At 67.4% G+C, this 20,686-nt stretch carries 22 protein-coding genes; 8 read left to right on the top strand and 14 right to left on the bottom strand.

What is annotated here, in order from left to right:
* Positions 1-44: 44 nt before the first annotated feature.
* From nuoK to EU513_RS07365, 13 genes are all read right to left on the bottom strand, one after another.
* Positions 45-344, bottom strand: coding sequence for an NADH-quinone oxidoreductase subunit NuoK (gene nuoK, locus EU513_RS07425; protein ID WP_129625259.1), 300 nt, complete (start codon positions 342-344; stop codon positions 45-47).
* Positions 341-1,132, bottom strand: coding sequence for an NADH-quinone oxidoreductase subunit J (locus EU513_RS07420; protein ID WP_129625258.1), 792 nt, complete (start codon positions 1,130-1,132; stop codon positions 341-343). Before EU513_RS07420 ends, nuoK begins: the two co-directional genes overlap by 4 nt.
* Positions 1,129-1,806 (bottom strand): NADH-quinone oxidoreductase subunit NuoI, encoded by a 678-nt coding sequence (gene nuoI, locus EU513_RS07415; protein ID WP_129625257.1) that lies wholly within the window; start codon positions 1,804-1,806, stop codon positions 1,129-1,131. The genes EU513_RS07420 and nuoI overlap by 4 nt, the downstream gene beginning before the upstream one ends.
* The gene (gene nuoH / locus EU513_RS07410; protein WP_129625256.1) at positions 1,799-3,190 is read right to left on the bottom strand and encodes an NADH-quinone oxidoreductase subunit NuoH; all 1,392 of its coding nucleotides are present in this window, start codon (positions 3,188-3,190) and stop codon (positions 1,799-1,801) included. Before nuoH ends, nuoI begins: the two co-directional genes overlap by 8 nt.
* Positions 3,191-5,674, bottom strand: coding sequence for an NADH-quinone oxidoreductase subunit G (locus EU513_RS07405; protein WP_129625255.1), 2,484 nt, complete (start codon positions 5,672-5,674; stop codon positions 3,191-3,193). It abuts the gene before it with no gap.
* On the bottom strand, positions 5,671-6,987 hold the full coding sequence (nuoF, locus tag EU513_RS07400) for an NADH-quinone oxidoreductase subunit NuoF (RefSeq protein WP_129625254.1): 1,317 nt from the start codon (positions 6,985-6,987) through the stop codon (positions 5,671-5,673). The genes EU513_RS07405 and nuoF overlap by 4 nt, the downstream gene beginning before the upstream one ends.
* The gene (gene nuoE, locus EU513_RS07395) at positions 6,987-7,817 is read right to left on the bottom strand and encodes an NADH-quinone oxidoreductase subunit NuoE (RefSeq protein WP_129625253.1); all 831 of its coding nucleotides are present in this window, start codon (positions 7,815-7,817) and stop codon (positions 6,987-6,989) included. Before nuoE ends, nuoF begins: the two co-directional genes overlap by 1 nt.
* Positions 7,817-9,169, bottom strand: coding sequence for an NADH-quinone oxidoreductase subunit D (locus EU513_RS07390; RefSeq protein ID WP_129625252.1), 1,353 nt, complete (start codon positions 9,167-9,169; stop codon positions 7,817-7,819). Before EU513_RS07390 ends, nuoE begins: the two co-directional genes overlap by 1 nt.
* Positions 9,169-9,972, bottom strand: coding sequence for an NADH-quinone oxidoreductase subunit C (locus EU513_RS07385; RefSeq protein WP_370447351.1), 804 nt, complete (start codon positions 9,970-9,972; stop codon positions 9,169-9,171). Before EU513_RS07385 ends, EU513_RS07390 begins: the two co-directional genes overlap by 1 nt.
* Positions 9,969-10,523, bottom strand: coding sequence for an NADH-quinone oxidoreductase subunit B family protein (locus EU513_RS07380; RefSeq protein WP_129625251.1), 555 nt, complete (start codon positions 10,521-10,523; stop codon positions 9,969-9,971). The genes EU513_RS07385 and EU513_RS07380 overlap by 4 nt, the downstream gene beginning before the upstream one ends.
* Before the next feature lie 10 nt (positions 10,524-10,533).
* Complete coding sequence (locus EU513_RS07375; protein WP_129625338.1) at positions 10,534-10,899, bottom strand: NADH-quinone oxidoreductase subunit A; 366 nt, start codon at positions 10,897-10,899, stop codon at positions 10,534-10,536.
* A gap of 64 nt (positions 10,900-10,963) precedes the next feature.
* Positions 10,964-12,241, bottom strand: coding sequence for a geranylgeranyl reductase family protein (locus EU513_RS07370; RefSeq protein WP_129625250.1), 1,278 nt, complete (start codon positions 12,239-12,241; stop codon positions 10,964-10,966).
* Positions 12,242-12,530: 289 nt separating this feature from the next.
* Positions 12,531-13,223, bottom strand: coding sequence for a demethylmenaquinone methyltransferase (locus tag EU513_RS07365; protein WP_129625249.1), 693 nt, complete (start codon positions 13,221-13,223; stop codon positions 12,531-12,533).
* 61 nt (positions 13,224-13,284) lie between these two features.
* Here EU513_RS07365 and EU513_RS07360 point away from each other — a divergent pair, with 61 nt between their 5' ends.
* The 7 genes from EU513_RS07360 to EU513_RS07330 all read left to right on the top strand — a co-directional run bounded on the left by EU513_RS07360 (position 13,285) and on the right by EU513_RS07330 (position 19,706).
* Positions 13,285-14,565, top strand: coding sequence for an isochorismate synthase MenF (locus EU513_RS07360; RefSeq protein WP_129625248.1), 1,281 nt, complete (start codon positions 13,285-13,287; stop codon positions 14,563-14,565).
* 356 nt (positions 14,566-14,921) lie between these two features.
* Positions 14,922-15,554, top strand: a complete 633-nt coding sequence (locus tag EU513_RS07355; RefSeq protein ID WP_129625247.1) for a hypothetical protein — start codon at positions 14,922-14,924, stop codon at positions 15,552-15,554.
* Positions 15,551-15,820: a hypothetical protein gene (locus EU513_RS07350; RefSeq protein ID WP_136622855.1), complete on the top strand. Its 270-nt coding sequence runs from the start codon at positions 15,551-15,553 to the stop codon at positions 15,818-15,820. The genes EU513_RS07355 and EU513_RS07350 overlap by 4 nt, the downstream gene beginning before the upstream one ends.
* 945 nt (positions 15,821-16,765) lie before the next feature.
* On the top strand, positions 16,766-17,059 hold the full coding sequence (locus EU513_RS07345) for a hypothetical protein (RefSeq protein WP_129625245.1): 294 nt from the start codon (positions 16,766-16,768) through the stop codon (positions 17,057-17,059).
* Positions 17,060-17,985: 926 nt separating this feature from the next.
* Positions 17,986-18,192 carry a hypothetical protein gene (locus tag EU513_RS07340; protein WP_129625244.1) on the top strand — a complete coding sequence of 69 codons (207 nt, stop codon included), beginning with the start codon at positions 17,986-17,988 and terminating at the stop codon, positions 18,190-18,192.
* A gap of 123 nt (positions 18,193-18,315) precedes the next feature.
* Positions 18,316-18,855 carry a toxin-antitoxin system HicB family antitoxin gene (locus EU513_RS07335; RefSeq protein ID WP_205744696.1) on the top strand — a complete coding sequence of 180 codons (540 nt, stop codon included), beginning with the start codon at positions 18,316-18,318 and terminating at the stop codon, positions 18,853-18,855.
* A gap of 2 nt (positions 18,856-18,857) precedes the next feature.
* Complete coding sequence (locus tag EU513_RS07330) at positions 18,858-19,706, top strand: DUF4097 family beta strand repeat-containing protein (protein ID WP_129625242.1); 849 nt, start codon at positions 18,858-18,860, stop codon at positions 19,704-19,706.
* A gap of 69 nt (positions 19,707-19,775) precedes the next feature.
* On the opposite strand, the gene EU513_RS07325 is transcribed toward EU513_RS07330, so the two are convergent.
* A complete protein-coding gene (locus EU513_RS07325; protein ID WP_129625241.1) occupies positions 19,776-20,345 on the bottom strand; it encodes a dienelactone hydrolase family protein in 570 nt (189 codons plus the stop codon).
* Positions 20,346-20,437: 92 nt separating this feature from the next.
* Here EU513_RS07325 and EU513_RS07320 point away from each other — a divergent pair, with 92 nt between their 5' ends.
* Positions 20,438-20,683 carry a hypothetical protein gene (locus EU513_RS07320; protein ID WP_205744695.1) on the top strand — a complete coding sequence of 82 codons (246 nt, stop codon included), beginning with the start codon at positions 20,438-20,440 and terminating at the stop codon, positions 20,681-20,683.
* Positions 20,684-20,686 lie beyond the last annotated feature (3 nt).

The following is a 20,686-nucleotide window of genomic DNA, read 5'->3' as shown; positions in this document are numbered from 1 at the left end:
CTGGACAGAGGTCGTGAGGAAGTTCAACTCAAGTCACCGTTCCCTTAGAACTTCAGCAAGTTCGCGTCGTCGACGGAGGCCGAGCGGCGCGCCCGGAAGATCGCCATGATGATCGCTAGGCCGACCACGACCTCGGCGGCCGCGACCACCATCACGAACAGTGCGATGGCCTGCCCGTCGACCGTGCCGTGCATGCGCGCGAAGGTGACGAACGCCAGGTTCGCCGCGTTGAGCATCAGCTCGACGCCCATGAAGACGATGATCGCGTTGCGCCGCAGCAGGACCGTCGTCGCGCCGATCGCGAACAGGATCACCGACAGGTAGATGTAGACCATGGGGCTCATCGGTCCGTACCTCCGTCGTAACGAGTCATGTCGCCGGTCTCGCCCTCGAGCTCCTTGCTCGCGGCGACCAGCTCACCGGTGGAGGCCACCTGGCCACGGGCCTTGAGGACGCGCGACACCGACTTCTCGGCGATCGATCCGTCGGGCAGCAGGGCCGGGGTGTCGACCGCGTTGTGGCGGGCGTAGACACCCGGCACCGGCAGACCCGCGACGTCCTTGCCGCCCTTGATGCGAGCTCGCGACCAGTCGGCCTGGGTCGGCTTGGCGGTCAGGCGCTCACGGTGCGCGAGCACCATCGAGCCGAGGGCGGCGGTGATCAGCAGCGCCGAGGTGACCTCGAAGGTCCACACGTACTGGCCGAAGATCAGGTTGGCCATGCTGCTGACGTTGCCCTGCTCGTTGACCTTGTCCAGGCCGGTGAACGGACCGAAGTTCGCCTTGGCGACCGCGGCGACGCCGAGTGCGGCCAGCGCGAGGCCCAGCAGCAGACCGGCGACCCGCTGACCCTTGATCGTCTCGACCAGGGAGTCGGAACTGTCGACACCGACCAGCATGACGACGAACAGGAACAGCATCATCACGGCGCCGGAGTACACGAAGATCTGGATGACACCCAGGAACTCGGCGTTCTGGGCGATGTAGAAGACACCCATCCCGACCATCGTCAGGGCCATCCCCATCGCGGCGTGCACCGCCTTGCGGGCGAACAACAAAGCGAGCGCACCGAAGACGGTCAGCGGTGCGAGGAAGAAGAAGAGCGTCGACTCGGCTCCACCGAGGTTGCTCACGGGCGTCCCTCCCCTGCGTAGCGGCCGGCCTCGTGGTGCTCGACCGGGGTTTCGTCCGGCTCGTCGACGACGGTGTCGCCGCCGCGCTGCTCGACCCACTCGCGCTGTTCGTCCGTGGCGCCCTGCACCTTGCCCTGGTAGTAGTCGCGCTCCTCCATGCCCTCGACCATCGGGTGCGGCGCGGGCAGCATGCCCGACAGCACCGGAGCCAGCAGCTGCTCCTTGGTGAAGATGAGGTCGGCGCGGTTGTTGTCGGCCAGTTCGTACTCGTTGGTCATCGTCAGCGCGCGCGTCGGGCAGGCCTCGATGCACAGGCCGCAGAAGATACAGCGCAGGTAGTTGATCTGGTAGACGCGGCCGTACCGTTCGCCGGGGCTGAAGCGCTCACCTTCGGCGTCATTGTTGTCCGCGCCTTCCACGAAGATCGCGTCGGCCGGGCAGGCCCACGCACACAGCTCGCAGCCGACGCACTTCTCCAGCCCGTCCGGGTGACGGTTGAGCTGGTGACGCCCGTGGAAGCGCAGCTGGGTCGGCCGCTTCTCCTCCGGGTACTCCTGCGTCTCGATCTTGCGGAACATGGTTGCGAAGGTGACGCCGAAGCCCGCGATGGGCGCGAACAGGTCGGAGAGGAATCCGCCCTTCTCGCCGTCGTCAGGCTTTTTCTGGTCAGCCACGGGACTCCTCCTGGAGGGTGGTGTCGGTGCTGTGGGCGCTCGACCGGACGCTCGAGGAGGTCAGGCTGGGCGCGGGTTCGACCAGGCGCTGGCCCGGCAGAGGCGGTACGGGGTGGCCGCCGGCGAACGGATCGATCTCGTCCGGCACCTGCCGGACCTCGGTCTCCTTGCGTGCCTGCTTGGCATCCCAAGCCCATGCGGCACCGAGGACGGCGAGCGCGATCAGGCTGGTTACCAACAGCGTTGCCCGCGGGATGTCGAAGCCGGCGAAGGAGATCCGGTTGTCACCGAGGAAGCCGAGCTGGGAGGCGCGGATGAACGCGACCGCGACGACCCAGAGCAGGGTGACCGGGATGAGCACCTTCCAGCCGAGCTTCATGAACTGGTCGTACCGGACACGCGGCAACGAACCACGCAGCCAGACGAAGAAGAACATGAACGTCCACAGTTTCAGGCTGAACCACAACAGGCCCCACCAGCCGCCGTTGAGCATGCCGTCACCGATCATCGCGATGAACGGGGGCGCCTGCCAGCCGCCGAGGAACAGCGTGGTCGCCAACGCGGAGACGGTGAACATGTTGACGTACTCACCCAGGAAGAACATCGCGAACTTCAGTGAGGAGTACTCGGTGTGGAAACCACCGGTGAGCTCGCCCTCACCCTCGGCGAGGTCGAACGGCAGACGGTTGGTCTCACCGACCATGGTGATCAGGTAGACGAAGAAAGAGAAGAACGCCGGGATGATGTACCACAGGCTCTTCTGCGCGTAGACGATCTGACTGGTCGACATCGAGCCGGCGTACAGGAACACCGCGACCAGCGCGAGGCCCATCGCGATCTCGTAGGAGATGACCTGGGCCGAGGAACGCAGGCCACCCAGCAGCGGGTAGGTCGAACCGGAGGACCAACCGGCGAGCAGGATGCCGTACACACCCACACCCGCCACCGCGAGCACCAGCAGCACCGCCACCGGAGTGTCGGTCAGCTGCAGCGGGGTGCGGTGACCGAACATCCACACCTCGTTCGACAGCGGGATGATCGCGAACGCGACGAACGCCATCGCACCGGCGATCATCGGAGCCAGCATGAACATCAGCTTGTCGGCGTTCTTGGGGGTGACGTCTTCCTTCAGCGCCAGTTTCACACCGTCGGCCAGCGTCTGCAGCAAACCGAAGGGGCCGGCACGGTTCGGGCCCGGACGCTGCTGCATCCGGCCGATGACGCGACGCTCGAACCAGATGACGATCAGCGTGTTCACCAGCAGGAACACGAACAGCAGGACCGCCTTGACCAGCGACAGCCACCACGGGGTGTCGCTGAAGTCGGCCACCGGGTTGTCGGTGGCGGCCGGGACGGCCGTCAGGAGGTGAGCCACGGAGTTCACTCAGGCACCTGCCTTGCGCAGTGCGACGGCCGCACCGGCGTCGACGTCGAGCGTCGAACGCACCGTGCTTTCGTCGGAGTTGGTCGGCACCCAGACCACGTGGTCGGGCATGGCGGTGATCAACACCGGGAGGGTGATGGCACCGGACTTGGTGGAGACCTGCACCAGATCGCCGTCGACCACGCCCGCGCCGGACGCGGTGGCCTGCGACATGCGAGCCACCGCCGGACGGCGGGTGCCGGCCAGGAACGGTTCGCCGTCCTGGAGCACTCCGTTGTCGAGCAGCTGCGCCCAGGTGGCCAGGATCGCCTCGCCGACCAGCGGACGCGGGGCGCCGCCGGCCTTGGCACGCGGACGCACCGCGCGGGTGCCGGTCCACGGACCGAGTTCGTCCATCTCCGCGCGGATCTGGTCGATCGTGCGGGTGCCGAGGAACTCGCCCATCTCGGCGGCGAGCAGGTCGAGCACGCGGTAGTCGCTCATCGACTGGGTGTCGATCGCACGCTGGAACGGGCGGACGCGGCCTTCCCAGTTGACATAGGCGCCGGACTTCTCCTGCTGCGGGGCGACCGGCAGGATCACGTCGGCGTACTGCGCGACCTCGTTGTCGCGGATCTCCAAAGAGACCACGAACGCGTTGGTCAGACCCTGGCGAACGGTTCCCTGACCGGTGAGGTCGCGCGGGTCGACGCCGGCCACGACGAGCGCGGACAGGTCGCCGGACGCGGCAGCGTCCAGCATCGAGCCGGTGTCACGGCCCGGCGTCGAGGGCAGGTCGCCCTCGCCCCAGACGGTCGCGACCTGATCGCGGGCAGCGGCGTCGGTGACATCGCGGCCACCGGGCAGCAGGGTCGGGAACGCACCGACTTCGAGCGCACCGCGCTCCCCCGCGCGACGCGGGACCCAGGCCAGGCGGCCCTTCTTGGACGCGGCGAATGCGGCGGCCGCGGACAGCGCACCCGGCGAAGCGGCCATGCGCTCACCCACGAGCACGATCACGTCACCCTCGATCGGGTTCGACTTGGCCAGTTCGGTGTTGAGGTCGCCCAGGGCGTCCAGCACCTCCGCCTCGGTGCCCGGAGCGGTCGGCACCAACGTGCCACCCATCTTCTCCAGACCGCGGCTGGCGTAGGAGGCCAGCGAGAGCACGTTGACGTTGTTCTTGCGGAAGCCCTTGCGCAGGCGCAGGAACACGATCGGCGACTCGTCCTCGGGCTCGAAGCCCACGAGCACGACGTTCTTCGCGTTCTCCAGGTCGGCGTGCGTGACCGCGCCACCGGCGGGACCGGTCGCGACCACGGCGTGTGCCAGGAACTCGGCCTCCTCGGCCGAGTGCGGGCGGGCGCGGAAGTCGACGTCGTTGGTGTTGAGCACCAGACGGGCGAACTTGCCGTACGCGTACGCGTCCTCGGCCGACAGGCGGCCACCCGTCAGCACACCGACGCCCTGGGCGGCACGGGCCCTGGCGAGACCGTCCGCGGCGGCGGCGATGGCCTCGGGCCAGCCGGCGACGCGCAGTTCACCATTCTCGTCGCGCACCATCGGCGTCTCGAGGCGGTTCTTGGTGGCGTACTGGAAGGCCCAGCGACCCTTGTCGCAGTTCCATTCCTCGTTGACCAGGACGTCGTCCATCGCCATGCGGCGCAGCACCACACCGCGGCGCTGGTCGGTACGCAGCGAGCAACCGCTGGCGCAGTGCTCACACACGCTCGGCGTCGAGACCAGGTCGAACGGACGCGCGCGGAAGCGGTACATCGCGCTGGTCAGTGCACCCACCGGGCAGATCTGCACGGTGTTGCCGGAGAAGTAGCTCTCGAAGGGCTGCTCCTCGTAGATGCCGACCTGCTGCAGCGCACCACGCTCGATCAGGGCGATGAACGGGTCACCGGCGACCTGGTCGGAGAAGCGGGTGCAGCGGGCGCACAGCACGCAACGCTCACGGTCGAGCAGCACCTGGCTGGAGATGTTGATCGGCTTGGGGTAGGTGCGCTTGATGTCCTCGAAGCGCGACCGGGCGCGGCCGTTGCTCATCGCCTGGTTCTGCAGGGGGCACTCGCCGCCCTTGTCACACACCGGGCAGTCGAGCGGGTGGTTGATCAGCAGCAGCTCCATGACGCCCTGCTGCGCCTTGTCGGCGACCGGGCTGGTCTGCTGCGTCTTGACCTCCATGCCGTCGCTGACCTCGAGGGTGCAGGACGCCTGCGGCTTCGGCATCGGCTTCAGCGAGCCGTCCGGACCCTTGGTCGAGACGTCGACCAGGCACTGGCGGCAGGCGCCGACCGGGTCGAGCAGCGGGTGGTCGCAGAAGCGCGGGATCTGGATGCCGAGCTTCTCCGCGGCGCGGATGACCAGGGTGCCCTTGGGCACGCTGACGTCCACGCCGTCGATGGTCAGGGTGATCTCGTCGGCCGCGATCGGGGGCGCAGCGTTGCCGCCCTTGTCGACGGCGTTGCCGCCGGCCGAGGGAGAGGTGACGGTCGTCATGCGGACACGGTCTCCTTCGTGTTGAACAGCACCGAGCGCTCGGGCGGGAACATCTCCCACCACGGCGTGTGCATACCGGCCTCGAACTCGTCGCGGAAGTACTTCACCGCGGAGGTGACCGGGCTGGTGGCTCCGTCGCCCAGAGCACAGAAGCTCCGGCCGAGGATGTTGTCGCAGATGTCGACGAGCTTCTCGATGTCGTCCTGGGTACCACGACCGTTCTCGAGGCGAGTCATGATCTGCTTGAGCCAGAACGTGCCCTCGCGGCACGGGGTGCACTTGCCGCAGGACTCGTGCGCGTAGAAGTCGATCCAGCGGCTGACGGCACGGACGACCGAGACGGTCTCGTCGAAGATCTGCAGGGCGCGGGTACCGAGCATCGAACCCTCGGCGGCCACCGACTCGAAGTCGAGCGGGACGTCCCAGTGCTTGTCGGTGAAGATCGGCGTGGACGAGCCACCCGGCGTCCAGAACTTCAGCTTGTGACCGCCCCGGATACCACCGGCCATGTCGACGAGTTCGCGCAGGGTGATGCCCATCGGCGCCTCGTACTGACCCGGACGCGTGACGTGACCCGACAGCGAGAAGATGCCGAAACCGGTCGACTTCTCGGTGCCCATTGCCTTGAACCAGTCACTGCCGTGCAACAGGATCGGCGGCACGGACGCGATCGACTCGACGTTGTTGACGACGGTCGGACGCGCGTACAGACCGGCGACGGCCGGGAACGGCGGCTTCAGGCGCGGCTGGCCACGACGGCCCTCGAGCGAGTCGAGCAGCGCGGTCTCCTCACCACAGATGTAGGCACCGGCGCCGGCGTGCACGGTGACATCGAGATCGAACCCCGAGCCGTGGATGTTCTTGCCGAGGTGTCCGGCGGCGTACGCCTCCTCCACCGCGCGCAGCAGGCGACGGTAGACGTGGACGACCTCACCGCGCAGGTAGATGAACGCATGGTTGCAACCGATGGCGAACGACGTGATCGCCACACCCTCGATGAGGAAGTGCGGCGCGGCCATCATCAACGGGATGTCCTTGCAGGTGCCCGGCTCGGACTCGTCGGCGTTGACCACGAGGTAGCGGGGGCCGCCGTCCGGCTTGGGCAGGAAGCCCCACTTCATACCGGTCGGGAAGCCGGCGCCGCCGCGTCCGCGCAGGCCGGAGTCCTTCGTCATGTTGACGAGTTCTTCCTGGCTCATGCCGAACGCCTTCTTCAGCGCCTGGTAGCCCTCGTTGTCCTCGTAGGTCGCCAGGGTCCAGGACTGCGGTGCGTCCCAGAACTTGGTGAGGATCGGGGTCAGCGTCGTGGCCATCAGTTGTCACCCTTCGCGGACTCTGCGGTGCCATGACCTTCGGCGCCCGAGTGGGCCTCCCCCGGCTGCGGCTGGCGACCGCCGGCCTCGGCAGTGGCCTGGTCGTCGGAATCGACGTCCTGCGCGCTGCCGGGTGCGGTCCAGTTGTGCTGCTTGGCGACCTTCAGACCCTCCAGGGACGCGGGGCCCGCGCCGACCCCCTCGTCGGCAAGGCCGTCGGAGAACCCGGCGAGCGTACGCGAGACCTGCTTGAAGGTGCAGACCTTGTTCGGGCCACGGCTCGGACGCACGTCCTTGCCGGCCCGCAGGTCGTCGGCGACCTGCTTGGTGGCCTCGGGGGTCATGTAATCGAAGAACTCCCAGTTGGCCATGACCACCGGGGCGTAGTCGCACGCGGCATTGCACTCGACGCGTTCGAGGGTGATCCTGCCGTCGGGCGTCGTCTCGTCGTGGCCGATGCCGAGGTGCTCGGACAGTTCGTCGAAGATCTGGTCGCCGCCCATGATCGCGCACAGCGTGTTGGTGCAGACGCCGATCGTGTAGTCGCCGTTGGGGTGGCGCTTGTACTGGGTGTAGAAGGTGGCCACACCTGACACCTCGGCGTCGGTGAGGTCGAGCTTCTCGGCGCAGAAGGTGACGCCGCGGCCGGTGATGTAACCGTCGACCGACTGGATCAGGTGCAGCATCGGCAGCAGCGCGGACCGCTTCTGCGGGTAGCGGGCCACGATCGCGTCGGCGTCGGCGTGCAATCGAGCCAGCTGCTCGTCGGTGTACGGCTCGGCGCTGGCGTGCAGTGGGGTCTTCTCGTGGAGCGGGCTCTCGGCGCTCATCAGCGGTCGACGCCTCCCATCACAGGGTCGATCGAGGCAACGGCGACGATGACGTCGGCGACGGCGCCGCCCTCACTCATCGCGGCCGCGGCCTGCAGGTTGTTGAACGACGGGTCACGGAAGTGCACCCGGTGCGGACGCGTGCCGCCGGTGGAGACGACGTGGCAGCCGAGTTCGCCCTTGGGCGATTCGATCGCGACGTAGGCCTGTCCTGCCGGCACCCGGAATCCTTCGGTGACCAGCTTGAAGTGGTGGATCAGCGACTCCATGGACTCGCCCATGATCTCGCGGATGTGGTCGAGGCTGTTGCCCTGACCGTCGCTGCCGACGGCCAGCTGCGCCGGCCAGGCGATCTTCTTGTCGGCGACCATGACCGGGCCCGGGTTGTTCTCCAAGCGCTCGATGGCCTGCTCGACGATCCGGATCGACTGGTACATCTCATCGATGCGCACCCGCAGTCGTCCGTAGGCGTCGCAGGTGTCGCGCACGGCGACCTCGAAGTCGTAGGTCTCGTAACCGCAGTACGGCTCGGTCTTGCGCAGGTCGTGCGGCAGACCCGCTGAGCGCAGGATCGGGCCGGTAATGCCGAGGGCCATGCAGCCGGTGAGGTCGAGGTAGCCGACGTCGACCATGCGGCCCTTGAGGATCGGGTTCTCGTTCAGCAGCGCCTCGAGTTCGCCGATGCCCCTGCGCAGCTTCGGCAGCATCTCGCGCACTGCGTCGATGGTGCCGACCGGGAGATCCTGAGCCACACCGCCGGGACGGATGTAAGCGTGGTTCATGCGCAGACCGCTGACCATCTCGAAGATACGCAGGATGCGCTCACGCTCACGGAAGCCGATGGTCATGACGGTGGTCGCGCCGAGCTCCATCCCGCCGGTCGCCAGGGCGACCAGGTGGGAGGTGATCCGGTTGAACTCCATCATCATCACGCGGATGGTGTTGGCACGCTCCGGGATCTGGTCGGTGATGCCGAGCACCTTCTCGACCGCGAGGCAGTATGCCGCCTCGTTGAACAGCGGCATCACATAGTCCATACGCGTGCAGAACGTGACGCCCTGCACCCAGGTGCGGAACTCCATGTTCTTCTCGATGCCGGTGTGCAAGTAGCCGATTCCAGCGCGAGCCTCGGTGACGGTCTCGCCGTCGAGTTCGAGGATCAGGCGAAGGACGCCGTGCGTCGACGGGTGCTGCGGACCCATGTTGACGACGATCCGCTCCTCGTTGAGGGCGGACGCCTCCTCGGCGACGGAGTCCCAATCGCCGCCGGTCGCGTTGATGACCGGGGTGTCGTCGTCGACGTCGTGGTTCGAGGCGCCGAAGGGGTCGCGTTCGTTCGTGGCGGTCGACATCAGTTGTAGCTCCTGCGCTCGTCGGCCGGCGGAATGGTGGCGCCCTTGTACTCCACCGGGATTCCGCCGAGCGGGTAGTCCTTGCGCTGCGGGTGGCCGGGCCAGTCGTCCGGCATCAGGATGCGGGTCAGTGCGGGGTGACCGTCGAAGATCAGTCCGAACATGTCCCAGGTCTCGCGCTCGTGCCAGTCGGCACCGGGCCACACCGAGGTGATACTCGGGATGTGCGGGTTGCTCTCGGGGGCCGTCACCTCGAGGCGAATTCGCTTGCTGCCGTTGGTGATCGACAGCAGGTGGTAGACCGCGTGCAACTCCGCGCCCGCCTCCTGCGGGTAGTGCACGCCGGAAACACCGGCGCACATCTCGAAGCGCAGCGAGGGCTCGTCGCGAAGCGTCTGCGCCACGATCGGCAGGTGCTCACGGGTCACGAAGAGGGTCAGTTCCCCGCGATCGACCACAACTCGCTGGATCGCGTCGGCGAACGAGGCTCCCCCGCGTTTGTCGACCGCTGCAGCCAGATCGTCGGCGAGCTTGTCGAACCAGCCGCCGTACGGACGCTGCGCCTCGCCGGGGAAGAGCACCTTGCGCTCAAGACCGCCGTAACCGGTGGTGTCGTTGCCCATCGACGAACCGAACATGCCCTGGCGCTTCGCGACGACGACGGGACCGCCGCCCTCGCGGGTGTCGAGTACGCGGCCGTCCTCCTGAGCGATCTCGGTCTCGGGCTTCTGCTCGGTGGGCGCCGGGACGACCGGACCGTTCACCGGATCCTGGGGGACGTCCTTCTTCTCGTTGTCGTTCACGCGAGAAGGCCCTTCATCTGGTGGGTGGGGGTGGCTTGCATGGCGGCGCGCTCGGCGGCACGGGCGGCCTCGACGCGGTTGACGCCGAGCGGGCTCGACTGCACCTGCTTGTGCAGTTCGAGGATCGCGTTCAGCAGCATCTCCGGACGCGGCGGGCAGCCGGGCAGATAGATGTCGACCGGGACGATGTGGTCGACACCCTGCACGATCGCGTAGTTGTTGAACATGCCGCCGGAGCTGGCGCACACGCCCATCGAGATGACCCACTTCGGCTCAGGCATCTGGTCGTAGACCTGGCGCACGACGGGAGCCATCTTCTGGCTGACGCGGCCGGCGACGATCATCAGGTCGGCCTGGCGCGGGGTGGCTGAGAAGCGCTCCATACCGAAGCGGGCGATGTCGTAGTCGGGAGTGCCGACGGCCATCATCTCGATCGCGCAGCAAGCCAGACCGAACGTGGCGGGCCACATCGAACTCTTGCGCATGTAGCCGGCGACGTTCTCGACGGTCGACAGCAGGAAGCCTGCGGGGAGCTTCTCTTCAATACCCATGTTTCGGACCTCAGTCCCAGTCGAGGCCGCCGCGGCGCCACACGTATGCGTAGGCCACGAAGACGGTCAGGATGAACAGCACCATTTCGACCAGGGCGAACAGGCCCATGCGGTCGAAGGAGACAGCGAACGGGTAGAGAAACACCGATTCGATGTCGAAGATGATGAAGAGCATCGCGGTCAGGTAGTACTTGATCGGGACGCGTCCGCCGCCGTCGGCGTGCGGGGTGGGCTGGATGCCGCACTCGTACGCGTCCGCCTTGGCGCGGTTGTATCGCTTCGGGCCGACGAGTGCACCGGCGACGACCGAGAACACCGCGAAGAACAGACCGATGGCCGCGAAGAACAACAGCGGTGCATACGAGTAGTTCGTCATCCCTTGCATCGGGCCGACTCCTTCCAGGCGCTCATGATCGAGCGACGCTCCATGGTATTCACGCTCATGCTGCCGGGGTCACCCGTGTCAGGGCTGCCAGCAGCCGGTCGTCGGCGTTGCGGCCGTGGGTGTCACCGAGGTTTGCCATCAACTTCACCGCAAACCGCATCGTCGTTGCGCGGGGTACCGCGTACTTCACGGCCCAGCGCTCGAGGTGCGGGTTGCCGATCATCTTGGCGAACCAACGACCCATTGTGTAGTACCCGCCCAGCGCGCCGCTCACGGCGTCCGGGTAGGAAGCCAGGACCTGCTCGCGACCGGCGGCATCGCAGCGCGCGAAGGCCTGGACGACAACCTGCGCAGCGAGGCGGCCGGACTCCAGCGCGGCAGCGATGCCCTCGCCGGTGAACGGGTTGGTGCAGGCTCCTGCGTCGCCGACGAGCAGCAGCCCGTCGGCGTACAACGGCCCTCGGATCAGACCCGCCGGAAGGCGCGTGCCCTCGATCTCGCCCTGCATCGTGGAGTCGTCGAAGGTCCACTCGGACGGCATCGTCGCCACCCAGCGCTTCAGGGCGTTCGCGGCGTCCGCCGGCGCAATGTCCTCGCGAACGGTGAGTCCGACGGTGCTCGTGCCGTCGCCCAGGCCATGGATCCAGCCGCGGCCACGCATCGGCTCACCGCCGTCCGGCGTCGGGAATTCGACCCAGGATTCCAGGTGGTCGTCGTTGCTGCGCGGACTGGAGTACGTGGCGCAGACCGCGTACATCTCCGGTTGCTCCGACTCGTGATCGGCTACTTGCGCCAGGACCGACCCGGCACCGTCGGCCGCAATGACCAGCGGCGTGTCGAAGCCGACCTTCGCGCCCTCGTCGTCGATGCGCCGAGCCTCGACGCCGACGATCCTGCCGTTCGAGTCCTTGATCGGCCCGGTGACCTCGACCCCGTGCAGCACGCGGGCGCCCTTGGCCGCGGCGTGCTCGGCGAGGGCTTGGTCGAGTTCGCGCCGGCTGCGCACGAAACCGTACGGCGGGAAGGCGGCCTCGTCCGGCCAGGCGACCTGCAGTCGCATGCCGCCACCGATGATCCGCACACCCTTGGTGCGCACCCACCCGTCGGTGGGGACGCCGAGGGTGATCAGTTCGCGAACCGCGCGCGGAGACAGAGCCTCGCCACGGTTGTTGCCGCGGTCGGTGTCGTGGGGGAAAGTGGCCTTCTCCAGCACCAGCACGTCGAGGCCGGCCTGGGCCAGGTGCGCTGCGGTCGCCGAACCTGCGGGGCCTGCGCCGACGACGATGACGTCAGCGGTTCCCTCCGCCGCATGACGCGGGGCAGCCTGGCTCACAGTGGGGTTCCTCGGTGCTTCTGGGTCTGCTTGTGAAGACGTTCACTAACCCGTGCACTCTACGTCGCAGCCCTCGAATGTCCCTACTAAGGCGACCCTAAACACCGCCGGTCGAGCTACATTCCGCAACCGCCGCTGGTCGAGCCACACCCTGCGAACGCCGCTGGTAGAGCCGCACCCAAAACGCCGCTGGTAGAGCCGCACGCCTGACGAAGGAAGGCGTGCGCGCCGAAATCAAGGCGCCGACGGGACGAGAACCCGGCCACTCGTGCTCCGGACCGCGAAGAACTCAGGCCTTGGTGCCCCGGTGCAGCGCGACGATCCCGCCGGTGAGGTTCTTCCACTCCACGTCGCTCCAGCCGGCCTGCTGCAACTGCGCGCCCATCCCGGCCTGGTCGGGCCAGGCCTGGATCGACTCGGCCAGGTACACGTACGACTCGGCGTTAGAGCCGACCGGCTTGGCGATGCGTGGCAGCGCACCCATCAAGTACTCGGAGTACACCTTGCGGAAAACCGGGTTCGTCGGCGTCGAGAACTCACAGATGAGGACGCGTCCGCCGGGCTTGGTGACGCGGTGGAACTCCGCGAGCGCCTTCACCGCGTTCTCGACATTGCGCAGACCGAAGCTCATCGTGACCGCGTCGAACGTGTTGTCCGGGAACGGCAGGTTCATCGCGTCCGCCGCGGTGAAGGCCATGTCGGCGCGACGCTTCTTGCCGACGCGCAGCATGCCGAGCGAGAAGTCGGCGGGCACGACCTGTGCACCGGCCGCCTCGAACGGCTCGCTCGACGTGCCGGTGCCGGCAGCGATGTCGAGGATGAGTTCGCCACGCTTGGGTGCGACGGCATCCACCACCTGCTTGCGCCAGCGGCGGTCCTGCCCCATCGACATGACGTCGTTGGTGATGTCGTAGCGGGCTGCCACGTCATCGAACATCCGGGCGACGTCCGAGGGGCGCTTGTCGAGGCTGGCGCGATTCATGTACCCATCTTGACGCACGCAGTGACCGTATTACTCGCCGGTCGGCGTACGCTCCTTGCTCGTGACCTTCCCGCTCGCCGACGCCACCCCGCCGACCCTGGTGGCCCGGACGACGCAGATCCCCGACCCGATCGACCTGTCGCTGCTGGTGCCCGACGACGTCGCGCCGCAGGACATCGTCTGCTGGTTGCGGGGCGGCGAAGGACTCATCGGCTGGGGCCGGGCCGCCTCGATCACCACCAGCGGTGCCGACCGGTTCGACGCCGCCACACAGTGGTGGCAGGACGTCACCGCGAGCGCCGTGGTCCGCACCGATCTCGACCTCCCGGGCACGGGACCCATCGCATTCGGCACCTTCGCGTTCAGTCGCCGCTCGGGTCAGACCAGCACGCTGGTCGTGCCCGAGGTGGTCGTCGGACGACGGGAGGGCCGCTGCTGGATCACCCAGATCGCGACGGCCGACCGCTTGCCCGGTACCCCTGCCCGGGTGGAGCGCCACGAGCCGCGCACGACCGGCGAGACGGCCTTCGAATCAGGATCCCTGAGCCGCGACGAGTGGGCGGACGCGGTCGCCGAGTCCGTGCAGCGCATCCAGCACGGCGACCTGGACAAGGTGGTCATGGCGCGCGACGTCGTGGCTCGCAGCGCAACCCCGATCGACCCGCGCCGGCTGCTGCACCGCCTGTCGCAGACCTACTCCAACACGTGGACTTTCGCCGTCGACGGCATGCTCGGGGCGACCCCGGAGATGCTGCTGCGCCGCGAGAAGGGCCTGGTCACCTCGCGTGTTCTCGCTGGCACCATCCGCCGCAGCGGCGACGACGAGCACGACCTCGGCCTGGCCGCCGGTTTGGCCCGGTCCTCCAAGGACCTCGAAGAACACGAGTACGCCGTGCGCTCGGTCGCCGAGGCGCTGCGTCCGCACTGCAAGTCGATGAACGTGCCCGAGTCCCCGTTCGTGCTGCACCTGCCCAACGTGATGCACCTGGCCACCGACGTCACCGGCGTGCTGCGCAACGGCACGCCGTCACTGGCGCTCGCTGCCGCGCTGCACCCGTCCGCGGCGGTGTGCGGCACGCCGACCGGCATGGCAGCCGAGGTCATCCACGAACTCGAGCGGATGGACCGCGGACGCTACGCCGGCCCGGTCGGTTGGCTCGACGCCGATGGTGACGGCGAGTGGGGCATCGCTCTTCGCAGCGGCATGCTCGACCCCGAAGACCCCTGTCGAATAAGGCTTTTCGCCGGCTGCGGCATTGTCGCCGGAAGCATCCCCGAGGCCGAACTGGCCGAGTCGGACGCCAAGCTGCTGCCGATGCGCAGCGCCCTCGCCGACGACTGACCACCGCTGGTCGAGCCCGCGCCGCTGGTCGAGCCCTGCGGATGACGAAGGCTTGTACTGAGCCGTCGCGAGGCACAAGCGACGTGTCGAAGTGAATCCGCAGGCGCCGAAACCACGGTGACCGCGAACGCCAACCCGACCACACCCCGACGCTGGTCGAGCCCTTACCGCTGGTTGAGCCCTGCGGATGACGAAGGAATCCGCAGGCGCCGAAACCACGGTGACCGCGAACGCCAACCCGATCACAACCCCGACGCTGGTCGAGCAAGCCCAGCGTTCTCGGAGGTTCTCCGACCGTGCCAGGTCGGTGACAGACCGGGCGCGCAGGTTGGTGTCACGAGACCACAAGGAGCGTCATGCAGACCACGACAACCACGATCCCTGTGATCCAGCACTGGGGCACTACCCTCCCGGCGCCCACCGACACCTTCGCGGTGCGCTCCCTCACGGACGGCGACGTCCTCACCGTCCACGAGGTCATGGGTGGGATGTCTGCGCAATCTGCGTACCTGCGTCTTCACACCGGCATCCAGCAGCTTCCGCTCCGCTCGACGACCGCACTCGCACGGGTGGTGGACGGTGTTCAGCGATCGCACGTGGCACATGAGTCCGGCACCGGCCGGGCGATCGGTCTCGCGATGTGGGTCCGGTCATCGGACACCGACGAGGCCGAGATCGCGGTGATGATCGCCGACTCCGCCAGCTGTCGGCGGGTAGTACTGTCTGAGCACCACCGCATGCGGGCCTGGCCGACCCGTCTCGGCGCACTCTCCGACCCCAGCGACCCGACGATGCTGCGCCGCGTCAACCGACACCTCGCTCGGCAGGGACCGCTTGCGCGAGTTGGGCATGGCCGCGCTCGGGGCTCTGCCTGTCGACCGCGAGGGATGTGGTCGTTGCCCTTCGAGGACAGCCCATGGCGCACCGCGATCCACGACGAGCCGTGCCCGTTCTCATCAACGAAACCGGCACGCTTCACGTACTCATGAGCCAACACGTTCCACTGCTCATCAGTCAGATGCTGGTGCTTGGGACCCAGCGCCATCGACGCGTGAAAGACGTGCACCTTGCCGGTCGCTTCAACGCCATCACGGTGCAGCTGTGCACGACTCAACCCGCCCTGAGCCGCACCCACCGATGCGACGGCAAAACCTCGGGCATCGACGGCACCTCCGGAACATCGACGTCGTCCGGCGCCGGACAGCAAAGCCCCTGGGGCAACTTCGGAATTCAGGGCGTCATCTCTAAGCATTGAAAGCGTGGCGAACGCCGGAACGGCACCTACGCCGGCACATGGATCAGTCTCGACCCGATCACGCGACTCAACGACCCGGCCGGTGCAAACCCATACGTGTTTGAAGGAGGCAAACCGATCAACTACATGGACCCTGTCGGAAAGTACTGGTCTGATGTTACCGATTCCATCGGAGGACTTTCTGCGTGCGTAAGTGGCGGCTCGGTAGCATCAGGATACTTCGCCGGCGTCGGATCGTTGTTCGGGCCGGAACGAACCGTCATCGGTGGCGTCGCCGGCTTCATGTATGGTCGTGGAGCAGAAGTAATCGCAAATGCAACGCTCGGCTTCAATCGGATCCAGGGCTTCCAACAGCCCTTTTCACAATGAGTTCGAATGGTAGTGAGTGATAGCCACGTGAAACGTGATCAAGCTAGAAAAAGTAAGTTCCCTGCATGGTTGTACCTAGCAGCGATTGCAACAGGAGCCCTTACCTTTGGAGGATCGCAACTCAAGCAATCGAATGAGGGCTTGGGGTCGCTCCTCCAAATATTATCGCTCCCGCTTGCGATCGTCACATTATGGGGGGTTGTCCGCTACTTTCGCGTGTTATTCAACAGCATCGAAGATGGCGTCGATACTAAGGATCGCGGCGAATGGTGATCGACCACGTCGGGACATGCGATCCCAGGCCTTGGGACGCTATCTCTCACGCAAGGCCCTCCCGACTCGCCGACTAGCTGACGGGGCTGGGTAGGGCTATCTCTGGGTGACACAAGGGGGCCATAACGCTGGTTGTAGCCCCCTCATCCTGATGTGTGTGGAAGGTTCACTGACCGAGCCCTCGATCAGGTGCCGGCCCGGTACGGCGTGGGGTGCCGGCCATTCATTGGCCCAGCCGCGCGCCGGACCGGTGCCGGCGGCCGGGAACCGAGGTCGCCCAGAGGTGCCGTGCGCTGCGGCCTGTTGGACCTCGATCGCCTCTGCCGGCAGCTCCGGCGCGGGATTGGTGCGCATCGACGAGGGGACGCGGCCGGCCTCAGCGTTATCCCCGGCGCCGACCAGGACAGGCACGAGCTGCTGCTGGGTGACGGTTTGGCCGCGACCAAGGTCGACGAGCTCCTGGCGGGCGGCCTGCGCATCCTGCATAGCGCGCACGGTGCGCTGGATCTGCTTCATCACCGCGTACCAGCCGCGAGTGCGGTCGCGGCCGCCGGCGCGGATCGCGAGGTTCAGGTGTCGTGCTGCGAGCCCTGCTGAGCGGGAGCGGGGCAGAATGCTGCCGTGCTACATCCCGGCCCCGGTGGTGTAGTCCTCCGGGCGGGGATCGAACGACACTCGGGCGTAGTCGTCGGCGACCTTCCCAGCCGGGACGCCTCGTGCGGGTCGGGGTGATGCACCGCGGCCAGGGCGAGCATCCAGCCGGCGGCGGCCGCGTGCGATCGCCACTGCTCAATGTCTTCGGGGTCGGTCGCCTCGACCTCGGCAGCGAACCGTTCTGCGTGGTGCTCGGCTCGGCCAGGTGCTCCTCAATGTCGGTGGTGGGGTGGTCGACAACCGCCTCTTCTTCCCGCCACAGCGCGAGAGCTTCCCGCCGGGTCTCGGGGGTTTCGTGGGGTGCCCACTGCTTCCGCAACGATCTAAATGTCAGGTCCGGCGCGATCTTCGATGCGGCGACCGCGACCGAGTCGGTGTCGGCCAACGACACCAAGTATCCGGTGACGACGTAGCGGCCACCCTTACCCCACCGGGGCACCAGCTCGAGGCCGACCATCGCCGCGTTCCGCAACCACTCCGCCTCGGCCGAGGAACCGGTCGCGGTGCCGCGCAACACACGCTGCAGGTGCACCCGATCCGGGTCGACCGGACGAGTCGCGGACCGTCCCGCCGCCTGGTCCTGGGCATTCAACTCGGCCCGTTCCTCGGCGCGGCGCACCTCGGCCTGGGTGTACGCACTGAACCCCGATCTGTGCCGCCGCGCCCTGGCCCTGTGGCACGGGGACATCGCCTACGACAACGTGTCTGCCACCCTGGTCGGCCCCGAGCCGGGTACGGCTGGACGAGCTACGCCGTGGCGTTCGGACCACGCCGGCGAGCTTCCTTCTGGACGAGCACCGTCCGGGCGGCTCGGACAAGGACGCGGCCGTCGGTGACGCCGAGGGAGCCATGGCGGAGCGCACGAGGCGATGGTCGGGCCCCGCTCCTACGCGTCCGCCCCGGCCATGGGCGAGTGCTGCGTGAGAACGGCCGCCGCTCTCGCGCGCAGCGATCCCCGACCGGCGGCTGAGTTGCTCGGACTGGGACACTGGCTGCTCGAGCACGAGGAGACGGCGCTGCCTCCCACGCTCGCGGCACACGACGCCCGCGTCACCGGCCTGGTCGAGGCCCCATGACCCTCACGCACCCCGACTGCCGACCTCGTGATGACCCGCGTCCAGCAGATCGTCGGAGGCTTGGATTTTTCTGCCGCCCCGAACCCTTGACGCTGACGCCATGTTGACGTCACAGTGATGTCTATGGACATCACTCCGTACATCGAAGGAATCCGGCAGGACCTGCTCGCTGCCGCCCGTGCCGCCGGAGAGGACGGCGAGAAGTTCGTCGCCGAACGCCTCTCGTACGCCATCGACGCATCCGCGCGACTGGCCATCATGGAGGCGGTCAGCGCCGCTGCCGCCGAGATCACGGCCAAGATGCCGTCGGGTTCGGTCGATGTGAAACTGGTCGGTCGCGACCTCGACTTCGCGATCAACGCGCCGCTGCCGAGTCCGCCCACTCCCCCGTCGCCCCCTCACCTGGACAAGGACGCCGAGCCCGAGGACGAAGGCGGCCTGGCCCGCGTCACGGTACGCCTGCCCGAGGCGGTCAAGGCCAAAGCCGAGGCTCGCGCCGAGGCTGCCAACCAGTCGCTGAACACGTGGATCGTCAACGCAATTCGCGTCTCCACGATCAAGGACGGGTTCCAGATGGACCCCAGCGAACTGATCAACCACTTCCTCGGTCAGGACCCGTTCACCGGACGAAAGGGCAGCCGACACATGAAGGGTTGGAACTGATCATGCGACACGAACAGTTCGAGGCCCGCGAACCTGTCGAGCTGTACGTGGAGATCCAGGGCGGCTCGGTCCACCTGGACGCCACGGGATCCACCGACGTCTCGGTCGAGATCGAAGGCACTCACGCGGACGAGGTGCTGGTCGAGCAGCGCGGTCGCTCGCTGCGCGTGGTCGCCCCGCGGCCGCGGGGCCTGGGCGGCGGACGCGAATGGGCCGTCGACCTGCGCATCCGCGTTCCGGGCGACAGTGACGTCATCGTGCAGTCAGGTAGCGCGCCGGTGACCCAGCAGGGTGAGCTGCGCTCGATGCAGTGCAAGGCCGGATCAGGCCACGTGGTGCTCGACCGGGTCGGACGCGAGACCCTCGTCGACACCGGCTCGGGCCGGATCACGGTGGCTCATCTGCAGGGCGACGCCCGACTGCGCACCGGGTCCGGTGGCGTCCGAGCCGGACGCCTCGACGGCGAGGCGATCATCGCCACCGGCTCCGGCGACGTCAGCATCAGCGACTTGCTCGGCGAACTCTCGTTCAGGGCCGGCTCCGGAAGCCTGTCGATCGAGCGGGCTCGGGGCAAGGTGCGGGGACGCACCGGCAGTGGCGACGTGTCCGTAGGTCGCCTCCAGCACGGCGAGATCGATGCCAAGACCGGCAGTGGTTCGGTCAGCGTGCACGTCCCCGAAGGCACTCCGGTCTGGACGGACGTGGTCTCCGGACGTCCGGTGGAGTCGACGCTGCCTTCCGCCGGCGAACCGGCCCCCGGCCAAGACTTCGTAAAGCTCAGCGCTCGCACCGGCAGCGGCACCGTCCGCCTTGCACCGAGCGAGAGTTCGGATCACCACGAGCACGTCTGAACAACCCCAAAGTCCGCAGAATCGGCGAGTTGGTCTACTGGTTCTGCGGACTTTTCGTTGCCGGAGCGCTCAGCCAAGCCCGGCAAGGAAGGCCTTGGCCCGCTCCATGAGCAAGGCCGCCGCCTGCGGGTCGTAGGCGTCGAGAGAGCTGTCGGCGAACAGGTGCTGACCGCCCGGGTAGACGAACAGCTCTGCATTGGACTCAGATTCGGTGAGCTCACGTGCTGCGGGCAGGTCCTCGTCGAAGTACTCGTCGCCTTCCTTGCCGTGGATCTGCACGGGCAGCCCGGCCGGCCACGCTCCGAACTCGCTGGCCGGCAGGCAGGAGTACATGAACAGCGCGCCGCGTGCGCCGGATCGGGTCTGGGCCAGCTGCTGGGCGATCGCCACACCGAACGAGAAGCCCGCATACACGAGATCGGTTCCGTACTCCTGGGCAGCAGCGACGCCTCGCTCGCCCAACTCCTCGAACCCCACCTCCTTCGCATAGGCGAAGCCGTCCTCGATGCTGGGGAATGTCCGCCCCTCGAACAGGTCGGGTGAGTGCACCGTGTGCCCGGCCTCGCGTAGCTCGTCGGCAAAAGCACGGACGCCGTCGGTCAGGCCCTGGATGTGGTGGTAGAGCAGCACGTCGGTCATGAGAAGCAGCTTTCTCGAGGCAATGATCCACATTTTTGGAACGTTCGACGATGCTAGTCTGACCGGCCGAACCCGCCGCCGATCGCGGCGCAATGCCGCGGGACTTCAACGACTTCGAGGTCGCCGCGCAGGAATCCGGCCCCGCCTACGAACGCGGCAAGCTGTGGGGCTTCATCCGGCACGCCCGCCTTTCCCAGGACCAGGCGTCGCAGTTCTGGCACCGGATGGCTGAACTCGTCGAGGAGTTCGACCGGATGCCGCGCTCGGGTGACACGGTGTACGGATTCGCCATCGGCGTGTATCCGACGGATCACCCGTCTCTGCCATCGGCCGACTGAGCG

It is taken from the genome of Yimella sp. RIT 621 (genome assembly GCF_004146205.1).
GTDB lineage: Bacteria > Actinomycetota > Actinomycetes > Actinomycetales > Dermatophilaceae > Yimella > Yimella lutea.
Note: the sequence above shows the minus strand (reverse complement) of the source record. Positions and strands in the feature narration are given on the sequence as shown.